The sequence below is a fragment of the Lysinibacillus sp. NPDC093190 genome (assembly GCF_050280425.1).
Taxonomy (GTDB): domain Bacteria; phylum Bacillota; class Bacilli; order Bacillales_A; family Planococcaceae; genus Lysinibacillus.
In genome coordinates, this window is sequence record NZ_JBNNVG010000018.1 from 69,554 (window position 1) to 84,201 (window position 14,648).

At 37.8% G+C, this 14,648-nt stretch carries 15 protein-coding genes; 6 read left to right on the forward strand and 9 right to left on the reverse strand.

All coding sequences use genetic code 11. The annotated features are described in order from the left end of the window. The first annotated feature begins 359 nt into the window (after positions 1-359). The 5 genes from ACQKOF_RS15065 to ACQKOF_RS15085 all read left to right on the forward strand — a co-directional run bounded on the left by ACQKOF_RS15065 (position 360) and on the right by ACQKOF_RS15085 (position 4,654). Positions 360-1,061: a phosphoadenylyl-sulfate reductase gene (locus ACQKOF_RS15065; RefSeq protein ID WP_427558511.1), complete on the forward strand. Its 702-nt coding sequence runs from the start codon at positions 360-362 to the stop codon at positions 1,059-1,061. Between the two features lie 12 nt (positions 1,062-1,073). Beyond that, positions 1,074-2,138: an inorganic phosphate transporter gene (locus ACQKOF_RS15070; RefSeq protein WP_427558514.1), complete on the forward strand. Its 1,065-nt coding sequence runs from the start codon at positions 1,074-1,076 to the stop codon at positions 2,136-2,138. 140 nt (positions 2,139-2,278) lie between these two features. Further along, positions 2,279-3,418, forward strand: coding sequence for a sulfate adenylyltransferase (gene sat, locus ACQKOF_RS15075; RefSeq protein ID WP_427558517.1), 1,140 nt, complete (start codon positions 2,279-2,281; stop codon positions 3,416-3,418). Continuing rightward, on the forward strand, positions 3,415-4,008 hold the full coding sequence (gene cysC, locus ACQKOF_RS15080) for an adenylyl-sulfate kinase (protein ID WP_427558520.1): 594 nt from the start codon (positions 3,415-3,417) through the stop codon (positions 4,006-4,008). The genes sat and cysC overlap by 4 nt, the downstream gene beginning before the upstream one ends. Positions 4,009-4,183: 175 nt before the next feature. Continuing rightward, on the forward strand, positions 4,184-4,654 hold the full coding sequence (locus ACQKOF_RS15085; protein ID WP_427558523.1) for a GNAT family N-acetyltransferase: 471 nt from the start codon (positions 4,184-4,186) through the stop codon (positions 4,652-4,654). Between the two features lie 46 nt (positions 4,655-4,700). Here the strand turns inward: ACQKOF_RS15085 and mnhG are convergent, their stop codons facing one another. The 7 genes from mnhG to ACQKOF_RS15120 are packed head-to-tail and all read right to left on the reverse strand — an operon-like array spanning position 4,701 to position 10,459. Continuing rightward, a complete protein-coding gene (mnhG, locus tag ACQKOF_RS15090; RefSeq protein ID WP_049669147.1) occupies positions 4,701-5,069 on the reverse strand; it encodes a monovalent cation/H(+) antiporter subunit G in 369 nt (122 codons plus the stop codon). Continuing rightward, a complete protein-coding gene (locus tag ACQKOF_RS15095; RefSeq protein WP_049669148.1) occupies positions 5,053-5,334 on the reverse strand; it encodes a Na(+)/H(+) antiporter subunit F1 in 282 nt (93 codons plus the stop codon). Before ACQKOF_RS15095 ends, mnhG begins: the two co-directional genes overlap by 17 nt. Next, complete coding sequence (locus ACQKOF_RS15100; RefSeq protein WP_427558525.1) at positions 5,331-5,810, reverse strand: Na+/H+ antiporter subunit E; 480 nt, start codon at positions 5,808-5,810, stop codon at positions 5,331-5,333. The genes ACQKOF_RS15095 and ACQKOF_RS15100 overlap by 4 nt, the downstream gene beginning before the upstream one ends. A gap of 4 nt (positions 5,811-5,814) precedes the next feature. Beyond that, positions 5,815-7,302, reverse strand: coding sequence for a Na+/H+ antiporter subunit D (locus tag ACQKOF_RS15105; RefSeq protein ID WP_427558528.1), 1,488 nt, complete (start codon positions 7,300-7,302; stop codon positions 5,815-5,817). Then, complete coding sequence (locus ACQKOF_RS15110) at positions 7,295-7,636, reverse strand: Na(+)/H(+) antiporter subunit C (RefSeq protein ID WP_053593262.1); 342 nt, start codon at positions 7,634-7,636, stop codon at positions 7,295-7,297. The genes ACQKOF_RS15105 and ACQKOF_RS15110 overlap by 8 nt, the downstream gene beginning before the upstream one ends. Then, entirely contained in the window at positions 7,636-8,058 is a 423-nt protein-coding gene (locus ACQKOF_RS15115) for a Na(+)/H(+) antiporter subunit B (protein WP_376074882.1), read from the reverse strand. The genes ACQKOF_RS15110 and ACQKOF_RS15115 overlap by 1 nt, the downstream gene beginning before the upstream one ends. Next, positions 8,045-10,459 carry a Na+/H+ antiporter subunit A gene (locus ACQKOF_RS15120; protein ID WP_427558531.1) on the reverse strand — a complete coding sequence of 805 codons (2,415 nt, stop codon included), beginning with the start codon at positions 10,457-10,459 and terminating at the stop codon, positions 8,045-8,047. Before ACQKOF_RS15120 ends, ACQKOF_RS15115 begins: the two co-directional genes overlap by 14 nt. A 153-nt stretch (positions 10,460-10,612) precedes the next feature. Here ACQKOF_RS15120 and ACQKOF_RS15125 point away from each other — a divergent pair, with 153 nt between their 5' ends. Next, complete coding sequence (locus ACQKOF_RS15125; RefSeq protein ID WP_427558534.1) at positions 10,613-11,176, forward strand: DUF5366 family protein; 564 nt, start codon at positions 10,613-10,615, stop codon at positions 11,174-11,176. A gap of 342 nt (positions 11,177-11,518) precedes the next feature. On the opposite strand, the gene ACQKOF_RS15130 is transcribed toward ACQKOF_RS15125, so the two are convergent. Next, positions 11,519-13,369, reverse strand: a complete 1,851-nt coding sequence (locus tag ACQKOF_RS15130; protein ID WP_427558537.1) for a transglycosylase domain-containing protein — start codon at positions 13,367-13,369, stop codon at positions 11,519-11,521. 202 nt (positions 13,370-13,571) lie between these two features. Continuing rightward, positions 13,572-14,279: a hypothetical protein gene (locus ACQKOF_RS15135; RefSeq protein WP_427558540.1), complete on the reverse strand. Its 708-nt coding sequence runs from the start codon at positions 14,277-14,279 to the stop codon at positions 13,572-13,574. Between the last annotated feature and the right edge of the window lie 369 nt (positions 14,280-14,648).

Here is a 14,648-nt window from a genome sequence, read left to right on the forward strand (position 1 = left end):
CAATTACGCCAAGGTGAAATTGATTGGTTTGGTTCAAAGCTTAGTTATACATTAAACATATATTTCCTATTAGTCAACAAGGAATTAAGAAAATATTGCTTTTGACTATCATCATATGCAAGAATACAGTATAAAAACTTGGGCTCATTGAAATAAATTTTTTGTAAAAAGCCTAGTTGACTACTAGGTGTACTTTAGTATATATTTGGTAATAAGAAAAAATGATTGTAGAACGAGGTAGCCAATACTAGTGAACAATCATTACATAAGCTGGCTAGTCAAACTAGAGGCGTTTTAACAAAGGCATGTTTGTATATGTCTTTCGTTAGAGCGCCTTTTTTCGTTACGAGGGGGATTATATGTTAACATATGCAACTTGGCATGAGCCAACATTGAATTTTCAGGTAGATGAAACTTATAAGGCAGCACTGGAGGTTTTACAGTGGAGTTATGCTGAATATGGCGAGGATATCGTCTATGCATGTAGCTTTGGGATTGAGGGAATTGTCTTGATTGACCTTATTTCAAAGGTGAAGCCCGATGCTATGATTATCTTTTTAGATACAGATGTTCATTTTAAGGAAACATATGAAACGATTGATAAAGTAAAAGAAAAATATCCGCAGCTTAACATTATTATGCAAAAACCAGCACTTTCACTCGAACAACAAGCAACTGAATTTGGTGATGAATTATGGAAGTCTAATCCAAATAAATGCTGTGAAATTCGCAAGATTGTGCCGTTACATGAAGCGTTAGCGGGCGCAAAGGCTTGGATTTCAGGCTTGCGTCGTGAACAATCACCAACCCGACAAAATATGAACTTTATCAATCCTGACGATAAATTTAAATCTATAAAAATTTGTCCACTCATTCATTGGACATGGAAGGATGTCTGGCGGTATGTTTCAAAGCATAATTTGCCGTACAATCCATTGCATGATAAAGGTTATCCAAGCATTGGCTGCGAGCATTGTACAAAACCAGCATTTACAATGGATGATTTACGTTCAGGCAGATGGCAGGGGTCTGGTAAAACTGAGTGTGGATTACATGAGTAAAGGAGTTTTGCCATGCTTGAATATGTAGCAATAGCGATTAGTTTATTTTTTGCGATGAATATTGGTGCTAGTGGAGCGGCAGCCTCAATGGGTGTCGCTTACGGAGCAGGTGCCATCAAAAAAGCTTGGCAAGCACTGCTCATTTGCTCAGTGGGTGTTTTTACAGGGGCAGTTCTTGGAGGTGGGGAGGTAGTAAAAACAATTAGCTCCGGTATAATGCCAAAGGAGTACATAACAGTAAAGATTGTCATAATTATTTTAATTTCTGCGACAAGCTCACTATTTATCGCTAATCTTTTAGGTATTCCATTATCGACGAGTGAAGTGACAGTCGGAGCAGTTGTAGGTGTAGGGATTGCCTATAAAGCGCTATATATTAAATCAGTGCTTGTCATCGCATCATTTTGGGTAATAGTGCCAATCATAGCGTTTGTCATTGCATTTGTCTTTGGGAAGTGGCTGTATAAATTACGAGTTAAGGGCTTGTTAAAAGATCATCCAATATTAACGATTCTCCTTGTGTTTGCTGGATTTTTCGAAGCCTTTTCAGCAGGGATGAATAACGTTGCAAATGCAGTTGGGCCTCTTGTTGGTGCAGGAATGATGAGTGTAACAACTGGAATATTGCTTGGTGGGGCATTTGTGGCGCTTGGCGCGATGCTACTAGGAAAACGAGTGCTTGAAACAAACGGTAAAAAAATTATGCGCTTTGAGAAGGCAGAAGGGATACTAATATCGAGTACAGGTGCACTCCTAGTCAGTATAAGCTCTATCTTTGGGCTTCCCGTGCCTTTAACACAAGTAACATCCTCTTCGATTATCGGAATGGGGGTGGCCAAAGACGGGAAACAAATTTTCCATAAGCATATTGTGAAAAAAATAATCCGTATTTGGATTGTCTCGCCAATCCTTTCTTTAGCCATCTCCTATTTTTTAGTACAGCTATTTTTAGAGAAAGATTTCTATGCCATCGTATTAATTGGCAGTATTATTGTTGGAACACTTGGTGTCATTAGCTTAATGCGAACAATGCGTGAAGAAGAGCGCTCAATATACGATGCGGGTGAAGGAATTTAAATACCCGGATTACTTTTGAGGGAAGGCCGATCAAATCAGAGGAGAACCTGATCACATTTTGAACCCAGTCTATCCAATCAATATGCAAATAAACTTAAATATAAAACAAAGTATTTCAATAAAAATAGGGGGAGATTTTGATGAGTTTACAACCACATGGTGGACTATTAGTGCAAGCCTTTAATCCAGAGAAGGATGTAACGCATATAAATAAAGTTATCGAGCTTGATGCCATTGCACTTAGTGATCTAGAGTTAATTGCTATCGGTGGTTACAGTCCGATTGAAGGTTTTTTAACGCAGGAAGATTATGAGTCAGTTGTTGAACATACACGTTTAGCGTCAGGCGTGGTGTGGAGTATTCCGATTACATTACCTGTTGCAACGGATGAAGCGGCAACATTGCAGCCGGGTGATGAGGCAAAATTAGTATACGGTGATGCTGTTTATGGCGCTATCGAAATTGTCGATATTTATGAGCCAAATAAACGGAAAGAGGCATTGTTAATATACGGCACGGAGGATTTACAGCATCCAGGTGTTAAAAAGTTGCATGAACGTCCAAGTATTTATGTGGGCGGAAAAATTACATTAGTAAAACGTCTAGAGCAAAAGTTCCCTGCCTATTCATTCGATCCGCTTGAAACCCGTCAGCTTTTTGCTGAAAAGGGTTGGAAAACAATTGTTGGCTTCCAAACACGGAATCCTGTGCATCGAGCACATGAATATATTCAAAAGGCTGCACTTGAAACAATTGATGGATTATTTTTAAATCCGCTAGTTGGGGAAACGAAGTCAGACGATGTTTCAGCTGCAATTCGCATGGAAAGTTACGAAGTTTTACTACAAAATTATTATCCTGAAAATCGCGTGCAATTAGGCGTGTTTCCAGCTGCAATGCGTTATGCAGGGCCAAAGGAAGCTATCTTCCATGCACTTGTACGAAAAAATTATGGCTGTACGCACTTTATTGTTGGGCGTGACCATGCAGGTGTTGGTGATTACTATGGCACATACGATGCACAAAAAATCTTTGAACAATTTACGGAAGATGAATTAGGAATTGTTCCATTAAAATTTGAGCATAGCTTCTATTGCAACATATGTGAGGGCATGGCAACGACGAAAACTTGTGCACATGATAGCTCAGCACATGTCATTTTATCGGGTACTAAGGTTCGTGAAATGTTACGTAATGGCGAAGTACCTCCAAGTACATTTAGTCGTAAAGAGGTTGTAGATGTACTAATTAAAGGAATGCGTAAGGAGGTTTTAAAGTGAGTTCAAACATCGTTTGGCACGAAGCGTCCATTACGAAAGAGGAGCGTCGTACACAAAACAAGCATCATAGCTTTATTTTATGGTTCACTGGATTATCAGCTTCAGGAAAATCTTCTGTGGCGAATGCCTTCGCACGCCGACTCTTTGAACGTGGCAATCAAGCATTTGTCTTAGATGGTGATAATGTTCGCCATGGCTTAAATAAGGATTTAGGATTTGATGAAGCTGGTCGAAAGGAAAATATACGACGTATTGGAGAGGTCTCTAAGCTTTTTGTGGAAAATGGCCAAATTGTTCTGACTGCCTTTATTTCACCTTACCGAGAAGATCGTCAAGTTGTCCGTGAGCTTGTGGAAGCAGGGGAATTTATAGAGGTCTATGTGAAGTGTTCAGTTGAAACGTGTGAGAAGCGTGATCCAAAAGGTCTTTATAAAAAAGCACGTAATGCGGAAATTCCTAACTTTACGGGTATTAGTGCTCCATATGAGGAACCAGAACATCCAGAAATAATTTTAGATACAGAACTCAATTCTATCGAAGAATGCGTAGACCTGCTCACAGACATATTAATTTCAAAAGGATATATTTAGGCTTATCAACCACACGTTATCGTGAGGAGCTTATATTTAATAAATTTGCTTTCATAAAGAATCTGCTTACTTTTGAGTGGCAGATTTTTTTTATGGAAAATTAATGTATTTTTATAGAAGGTTACCAAATGCTGTGAGATGATTAAATCATCAAATGTTATAGGAGATGAAAGAAATGAACATACATATTCAACTATTAACCGTGGATGGTGTAAACCAGAAATTACTAAATGAAATATTGGAACTTTGGAATAAAAATGCCATAGAAACTGTAGATTGTGAATTAGGGGAGAGTGAAAGGAAGGGAATTCAAGAACAGCTAGAACGATATATTGAATCAAAATATGGGGCCATTTATATAGCAACGAATGAAAATAATGAAATGATTGGTTTTGGAATGGCTTCGATCAAAGGGGATTTTATTTACGATATGAACTATGGTCAAATAGACGAAGTTTATGTAGTACCAGTATATAGAAGACAGAAGGTTGCTAAACGTCTAGTAGATGATTTAGTGAATTGGTTTAATGACGAGCATGATACTTCAGTAGTAAATGTTTATGTAGATTTAGAAAATGACTTAGCACTAAATTTTTGGGAAGGCATTGGTTTAGAAAAAGAATTTTTTATGCTATCAAACAATTAAAAAAGTGGCCAATGAAGTCTATTCATTGGCCACTTTTTTTGAAAAGTTATTTAATGCCTTGTTCCTTTTTCATCCGGTCAATTTCGGGTCCAAGCTCGTCGTGTATTGTGCCTTTCCAAGGTTTTACGCCAGCGATGTATGAGGAGCGAGTCATAATATGCCCACCAACAGGACCTGTGATGAACAGGAACAGTATACCGAGCAAAATGCGGGGATTAAAGTGATCTTCAATCAGCCAAAAGTGAAAGAATACGCCAATGAGTATGCACATGACACCGAGCGTTGCACTCTTTGAAGCAGCGTGCGCACGTGTGTACAAATCAGGTAAACGAACAAGACCAATGGCTGTCACGACTATAAATAGCACCCCTACAGAAATGAAAAAGATAACTAAACTATTAGCGAGAATTGTCACGTTTAATGATATCTCCTTTCTCTATGAATTTAGAGAAAGCAACAGTACCGATAAACGATAAAATCGCTAACAATAATATAATCTCCAGGAAGAAGCTTGTTTCAACCAGTACTGAAAACAGTCCAATTAGCGAGATTACTGATACACCCAATGAATCCAAGGCTACCACACGATCGGACGCAGAAGGTCCTTTAACCATTCGATAAATGACTGCAATCATCGATAAGCAAATCACTACAATTGCAGTAATAATAAACGTTGTCATGATTTACTCACCTCCAAAATCGCTTTCTCAAATGAATCTCTAATTGCTGTAATCGCTTCATCGACATCACTAATATCGATAGCATGTACATACAAAGTTTTTGCATCATCTGACACGTGCACTACTACAGTACCAGGTGTTAACGTAATGAGACTCGATAATAACGTAATTTCCCATTCTTGTGTTAAAACAGTAGGATAGGCAAAGAACGCAGGCTGCATATCTAACTTTGGCTTTAAGACCACTCGAAGAACTTGTATATTCGCTAACACTAACTCCTTTAAAAAGAGTAAAGTCAGTTTAATGATTGCCCATATACGGTAGACGTAAAGACGAGTAGTAAAAAATCTACGCATAATAATGAGTAATACAATACCGAGAATAAACCCAATGATAAAGCCTGTTGCTGTGTAATTAGAAGAAAGGAACATCCAAACGAAGGCAAGTACAACATTTAAAATAATTTGAAATGCCATATCTCTAATCCTCCTTCAATACAGCATCTATATAAATAGATGGATCACTTAATAGTTTTGCCGCATCGTCCATAAATGGTGTAATCCATTCAGAACCAACACCATACACTACGGTAATGAGCACTAGAAGAACAGTAGGCACGAATAGTGTACGATAGACTTTTTTATCGACAGTACCCGTTGTTTCTTTTTCCTCACCCCAAAAGGCATAAAGGAAAATACGAATAACGGACAATAACACGAGAAGTGACGAAGCTAAAATAAAAATACTACTCCATTTACTACCTGCTTCAAAACCTCCCTGAACAATTAGCAGCTTTCCAACGAAGCCACTAAGTGGAGGAATCCCTGCTAAACCAAATGCTGCAATTAAATAGCACCAACCGAGAGCAGGGTATTTATTCATAAGCCCGCCCATTTTTCGTAAATCAGATGTACCCGTAATGTAAATCACTATACCTATTAACATAAAGAGCGCTGCTTTTATAAGCATGTCATGAATTAAATAGAACATAGCGCCTTTTAGGGAAATTTCATTCATTTGAGATACACCGAATAAAATAACACCTACAGCAATGACAATATTATAGATAATGATGAGCTTCACATCATGGTAGGCAAGTGCACCAATACAGCCTGCAATAATTGTTGCAACTGCTAATGCCATTAGTAGATCATGTGTATATGATAAATCATGAACAAAGAACAATGTGTATGTTCGAGTAATCGCGTAAATACCAACCTTTGTTAATAGTGCACCAAATAGTGTTAGCACTGGTATTGGAGCTGCCGCATAAGAAGTTGGAAGCCAGAAGTAGAGCGGGAAAATAGCCGCTTTTAACCCAAATACCATTAAAAACAGTACAGCTATAACAGTAACGATTCCTGGCTGATTAATGTCAGCAATTTTTACTGCAATATCTGCCATGTTTAATGTACCTACTACAGAGTAAAGGAAGGCAACTGTTATAACAAATAATGCAGATGAAATAACATTAATTAAAATATATTTAATGGAACCTTTAAGCTGTCTTTTTTCACCACCGAGAACAATGAGTAAATAAGAGGCCATTAATAATACCTCGAAGAACACGAAAAGGTTAAAAATATCGCCTGTCGTAAATGCCCCGTTCACCCCAGTTAAAATAAACATGATCCCAGGATAATAGAAGAAGCGTTCACGTTCCTTTGTGATGGAACCAAAGCCATACCAAACAACAAAAAGGGTGATAAGCAACGTTGTTGTGACAAGTAGTGCGGACACCATATCAGAAACCATCGTAATACCATACGGCACAGGCCAATCTCCGAACGTCACCTTTTGTATACCGTCATTCTTCACCTTAATAAGCAGTGAAATTGCTGATATAAGAGTGAGCCCTATACCAAGTAATGCGAATGAACGCTGGTATTTTAAGTTTTTTTGCCCAAACATCAAAATCATGCCGAAGAAAAACGGAATGATAATAGGCAGTAGAAGGAAGTTATTCATCCTCATCACTTCCTCTCATTAAGCTTATATCATCTGTCTCGAGCTCTTGATAAGAACGGTAAGCAAGTACAAGGAAGAACGCCGTTACCCCAAAGCTAATAACAATGGCTGTTAAAATAAGCGCCTGTGGTAATGGGTCTGCAAATGTTTTAGCCCCTTCCTTTAAAACAGGTGGTGCTTCTCCACCAAGCCCGCCCATCGTTAAAATGAGAAGATGAGCACCGTGACTTAAAAGACCTGTCCCGATAATAATACGCAATAAGCTTTTGGATAAGATTAAATAAACTGCTGCCATAAACAAAAAGCCTATGACAAACGCCATTATTATTTCCATTATTCATCCTCCCCAATCGTTTGAATAATGGTCATTGTAACGCCGACAACAACCAAATAGACACCACTATCAAAAAGCATAGCCGTGTGTAATGACTGTTTGCCTAGAAGCGGTAAATCGAAATTATCAAAGAAATGTGTGAAAAACGGTTTACCTACAAACATTGGGAAAGCGGCTGTTGCAAGGGCTAGTAGTAAGCCAATTGCAGTTAAATACGTATAATTTATAGGTAAAACCTTACGAACCGTATTTAAATCAAAGGCAAGGACTAAGAGCACGATCGCACTCGATGTTAAAAGCCCACCAACAAAGCCGCCTCCAGGTGTGTAATGACCAGCAAGAAAAATATGAATGGAGAAGAAGAAAATAATGAAGAATACAATTTTTGTTGTAAATTGTATAATGACATCATTTGTTTTCATGTGTTTTCTCCTTTCTATTCATGCGTAGCTTTATCATTGCTAAAATGGCCATTCCAGCAATAGCTAACACTGTAATTTCAAATAATGTATCAAAGCCACGGTAGTCTACTAAGATAACGTTGACAATGTTTCCACCGCCGGCCTTTGAATAAACTGTTTCCTCATAATACTTCGAAATAGTTGGAATCAATTTTTGTGAATGTGCAGACAATGCTAAAAGCGTAACCATAACACCAACTGCAATGGAAACAATCGCGCGATTTAATTGGAATCTCATACGCTCTTCTCGTTTTCCAAGCTTAGGCAGGTGATAAAAGGCTAGTAAAAATAGTGCAACAGAAATCGTTTCAATGACAAGCTGTGTTAATGCTAAATCAGGAGCATTAAAAATAACAAAGAATAATGCTACTGTGTAGCCCACAGCACCAAGACCTATAATGGCTGTTAAACGTGATTTTGCCAAAATAGTAATGGCTGTTCCAATGACTAACACCACCACTAAAATGATTTCGTAAGGACGAATAGGTGCAGTGTCTTGGAAGGAGACTGTAAAGGCATTCTTCACAAATAAAGAACCGATTACAATCGCCGCAATGCTACTAAACATATACAGCAGGTAGTGACGCATAGAGCCCGTCATATAAAGACGTGATACACGATTTAACCCAACATCTAGTCCGAGCATAATCTTGTCATATGCATTATTTAACGTTAAAGCTCGTGGGAATTTTTGATAAATACCCTGCCATTTTGGTAATGCTACAAATAATAGAAACCCAACAAGTACTATGCCAAATGTCATGAGTAATTCAGGTGTAATTTCACCATGCCAAGCAGCTACATGAATATCAATATCCTTTGGTGAATCATATAAGAATGGCTGAATAGCTTGTACCGCTGGCTTTACAAAAGTATCCCCAACTAGGTTCGGAATAAAGAATATTGTTACGACTAATGCTGCTAAAATCATCGGTGAAATTAGCATGCCAATCGGTGCCTCGTGTGGTTTATGCGGTAATTTTTCTGGTTTATATTTACCAGTAAATGTTCTGAAAACAAAATAGAAGCTATAGATAAATGTAAATATACTAGCAATCCAAGCAACAATCGGGATGAGTGCTCCCCATGTATCAAAGCCGAAAAATTCAAAATTTTGCAGTGCAAGCATTGCAGTTAAAAACATTTCCTTACTTAAGAAGCCGTTAAATGGCGGTAGACCAGCCATTGATAAGCTTCCGATTGCCGCTACTGTAAAGCTAAGCGGCATAATACTCATTAAGCCACCGAGTTTACGAATATCACGTGTACCTGTTTCATGATCGACAATACCAGCAATCATGAATAGGCTTCCTTTAAACGTTGCATGGTTGATAAGGTGGAAGATCGCCGCAAAGGCAGCAAATTTAATAGTATCTGTTGGCCCGTTGCTATGAAACGCTAAAGCACTAGCGCCAAGCAATGACATAATAAGTCCAAGCTGACTCACTGTTGAGAAAGCAAGAATTCCTTTTAAATCTGTTTGCTTCACTGCGAAGAACGAACCCCAGAATAGCGTTAAGATACCTACGCCTGTAACGAGCCATATCCAAAGCTCAGAAACGGCGAAAATCGGTGTAAAGCGAGCAACTAAATAAATACCTGCCTTTACCATTGTTGCAGAGTGTAGGTATGCACTAACCGGTGTTGGCGCTTCCATTGCATCTGGTAACCAAATGTAGAATGGGAATTGGGCAGATTTCGTAAATGCACCTAGAAGTATTAAAACAAGCGACCAGGTGAACAGCGGATGCTGCACTAAATTAGGTGCCATGACAATAAGTTCACGGATTGAATACGTTCCTCCCATTAAATAAAGAAGAATGAATCCTCCTAACATCATTAAGCCGCCACCGACTGTAATCATCATTGATTTAAGTGCACCAAAGCGAGAGGCATCACGAGAATACCAGTAGCCGATCAGTAAAAATGATGAAATTGATGTTAGCTCCCAAAAGAAGTACAGAGTAATTAAATGATCTGACTGTACTACTCCGAGCATTGCGGTCATAAATAGTAATAAGTAAACATAAAAATTATGTAATTTTTCTTTATGTTTGTCTAAGTAAAAAATAGAGTAAAGTACGACCAATGAGCCAATTCCAGTAATTAGCAATGAGAATAGCAAGCTAAGTCCATCTAAATAAGAAACGACAGAAATATCAAGCGATGGAATCCAAGGAAGCTCTTTAAGAAATACTTTACCATCTGCTACTTTTCCGATATATGATGCGTAGATAATCGCGAGTGTAGCAGGTACTGCAAGAACAAACCAGCCTGTGTGAATATTTTTAATGCTTTTATATAAAAATGGCACAAATATTGCAGCAAGCATTGGAATGAAAATATAAAGTACTTGTAACAAAAAAATCCTCCTTTATGCAGATAAGTATGTTAATTATAACGCACTTCTTGTATGAATGCATATGCACTCATAGGATTTGGCTTGCGATAGTGGAAGAATTTTGGCTATATTATAAATAGGAAGTTATCAATAATAATAGAGGAAAAAAATTTTATGAAGAATCCTTATATTTATGGTTATCTACCATTAATTACGATTTTATTGTTTAGTTTGACATTTGGGATGTATGCTGTAAGTGAATCGTTGCAAGTTTTCCGTGCAATTGGTGTGTATTCCGGCATGCGGGAGTTTTTATCCGATTTCGAGCTCCGTATTTTTTTGCTAATTGTCTTTGCTGGGATCTTTTTTATGCTATTTTCAGCATTAAAATTAGTAGGGGAAACTATTCATGAGCTAGGAATGTTATTTTTCTCCAAGGATAATGATGGTGCGACAGTTAATCAAGCACGAGGCGGATATATCATTTTATTGGTTGGTGCAATATGTTCAGCCTTTGCTATTCAATTTATTTACGTTTTAGTAGGTATTTTTGTCTTAACCGTTTTTATCTACTTTATTTACCTTATCTATAAAATGAGTCATTTTATGTCGATGGGTGGAACGATTGGCTTATTAGTATTTGAACTTTTTATGTGGACTATACTATTATCGCTATTAGTTTATGTTGTTTTAAAATTGTATAATGGCATCTTAGCAAGCTTACCGTTTGCTCATTAAACGCCGCGGTTTATATTACGTATTTATTAAATTACATAGTAACCTTAAACAATGAAAGGAGCAGCCCTGAGTGAAATTCTTCACACTAGGGCTGCTCCTTTTAACTTCTTTCAGCGGGTGTCTAAACATCTGTACCTGTCGCTACGCTTTCGGTACAAAAGACATCCGCTGAAAGAAGTTAAAGCCTCCGGCGGATGTCACGGAAGGAGTTCTTAAAGGATGTTAGCCTAAAATCATCGCATCCATGCGATGATTTTAGGCTAACTGACCTGCATCACGCAGGCCTAAGCACAAAGCCGATTCCAGACGCAATTATGCCGAGGCATAATTGATCTTTTTACTTTATTCCAGTAAAACATTAAATAGCTTGTGATGAATCTTATACGCTTCTAAACTCTCCATAGATTGTGGCTTATCGTAGCCAAGCCATACTGCTGAAGTGTATTCATCATTTAATCCAGCGAGCCAGTAGTCACGATAGTTGTTAGTTGTTCCCGTTTTGGCACCGACATAGTTACTTCTACTATAAACGCCTTGTCCTGTACCTTTAGTAACAACATCTGCAAGCATCGAACGCATATACTTAACGGTTTTCGGTGACCAAATTTGATCGCGTTCTGAATCCCAGCTGTAAAGCTCCGTTCCATCAGCTGCTGTCACTTTACGGATGCTATGGGCCAGTACGTATGAGCCGTCTATAAAACTTGTATAGGCGTCCGCTAGCTCAAGTGCTGTAACACCATACGTTAATCCTCCCAAAGAGGCAGCATAAGTATGGTCTTTTGCCACGATAGAGCGGAAGTGAAAGCGATCTAAGTAACTAAAGGCAGTTTCAATTCCAACTGTATTAAAGAGCCGAAGAGCCGATGTATTGTAGCTATATCGAAATGCTACTCGAATTGGTACATCACCGTATTTAAAGCCTCCATAGTTTTGTGGACAAAATGAACCGACACAATAACTGCCACCACTAACTATAGAATCAGGTGTGTGTGCTGTCGTTTCAAAGAAAGGAGCATAGACCGCTAACGGCTTAAATGCAGAGCCTGGTTGACGCGTACCTTGAAAGGCACGATGATAGCCAAACTTTTCATAGTTTTTTCCAGCATAAAGACTAACAACTTCACGGGTTTTATTATCAATAACTGCTCCGGCGGCTTGTAATTTGCCTGAACCTAGAATTGCAGTCATTTTCTTTTCATCATGTGCTTGTTTGTCTGGATTTAGCGCGGTATAAATCGTTAATCCGTTTTGAAATAATGTATTGAGTCGATTGTCTAACTGCGCTTTGATTTTTTTCTTCTCTTCCTCGTTTTGTGTATTTGCAAGTCGATCTGAATAACCTTCTTTTTCTGCAACTAACCATCTAAGCTCTTGTAAGACGTAAGTGCTGTACATTGGGTAGCTTTGCGCTTTATTCTTTACATGTAACGTTATCGTTTCAGCTTTATATGTAATGGCATCTACTTTTGTTATAGCGCCACTTGCTGCTAGTGTATCTAATAGCCGCTCCTGTCTCGCCTTTGTTTTATCAAAGTTTTTTAAAGGATTATACAATGAGGGGTTATTTGGAATGGCAGCAATAAATGCAATTTCAGCTATAGATAATTCTTGGAGTGGTTTCTGAAAATAATATGTAGCTGCTCCACCGATTCCATAAACCTGATTGCTAAAATAGGCTTCATTTAGATACATCGTTAATATCGCGTCTTTATCAAATTCTTTCTCAAGCTCATAGGAGTAAAAAACCTCTGTTAATTTTCGTTCATATGTTTTTTCATCGGATAAATAACGCATACGAACGAGCTGCTGTGTAATGGTGCTAGCACCTTGAGAAGATGAATTTGTGCTTGAGTTAGCAACAACTGCACGGATGATAGCACTGAAGTCAAAGCCGATATGCTCATAAAAATGAGCGTCCTCACTTGCGATGAAAATTTCCTGGGCAATTTTTGGGATTTCCTGTAATGTTAAAGGTTGCCGCCATTCGACATATTCCTCGCTAAATGTTTTGTCGTTTTGATCAATAAGTGTTACTGGAAGCTGTGGCTGTACTTCCGGTAAATGAATAGCGCTAGCAATTTGCTCCTCATGCGCTTGTGCCATATTGATTTCTGTCCTAATGTTTGTAGTAATCCACCAAAGGACAGGTAAGGATAGTAAAATGATAAAAAAACCAAAAGCCTTTTTCATGTGTGCCTCCACTCTAAATATGAGTCACTCAACAGAATAACATAATTTGGATAGTTTCCAAATACGCGTTCCGACCTATTTGTATTTATCAAATAATTTTGCCATGAAGTTGGAGATGACGTTTGTTAAAACGTATGCCATATATAGGTTGATGTGCAACTCCTTGCGATAGAGGAACGAAGGCTAATAGCATCAAAATAGTTTACGCTTTGTTTTTTTGTCTGTTACTTATGAAAAGAGGAATTATACATAACAATCCAAGGAGAATGAACAGGATTAAGGTGTTGATTGGATTATCATTTACTTTTGTATCTTCTTTGTGTTTTTTTTCAAATTCTTTTACTTCTTCTGTTTTATTTACTTTATCGTTTGGAACAAATTCATTTTTATTTACATCATAGTAATAGAATCCGTGTTTGTTAAAGGTGAAAAAGTCATCTCTAACCGTCTTATATGAACTTGAAATCATCGCTAAGTTCACTTTTTCCGTATCAATCTTTGTTTTTACATATTTTTCACTTTCTGCTTTAAACAATTCTTTTTCTTTTTTTAATAAGTTGGCTGCATCACTTTTTACTTTTTCTACATCTTGAAGCGTTGTTGCTTTTTTCAATCCCTCTTCAATAAAGGCTATTTGTTCCATTTTCATTTTTTCTTCAAATTCTTTTGTTTTTTGTTCTAATAATGATTTATCTTCTCTTACTGTTTTAATCAGTACCGTTTTTGTTTCTTGTGCTAATATTTTGGCGGAGTCGTTTTTGTAATAATGAACTTCTTTTTTATTATTATTATTTACTGAATTCAGGTGCTCATCTGTAACGATTTTTGTTGCCATGCTGGCAGATGAAAATACGATACTCAACATACATACCGACAGTCCGATTACACTTATTTTTTGTATAAATTTCATTTCAATTCCTCCGTTTTTCTATTATTATCCATTTAATCCATTTTTATTATCAATCAAGGGGATATATGAACAATCATAAAAAATATACTAAGAGGGTTAATATGAAAGAATATTTCTTAACCGAAGAACAGTACTGTGATAACGCCTTCGTGACCAACATCGCTGTTGCCGCTGTCGCTCCGCTTTCGCGCAGATAAAACCCTTTTGCTGTTTCGCACAGACAAAACCCGTTGTTGCTGCCGCTTCGCTTTCGCGCAAAAAACACTTATTGGCCCAAGCGGCTCATCGGACGCCCCCAGCCGAAACGGAAATCAACCCCTTGGTATGGTGATAAGCCCAAAAATTAAAAGTGCAAAAAATCGTCAATAC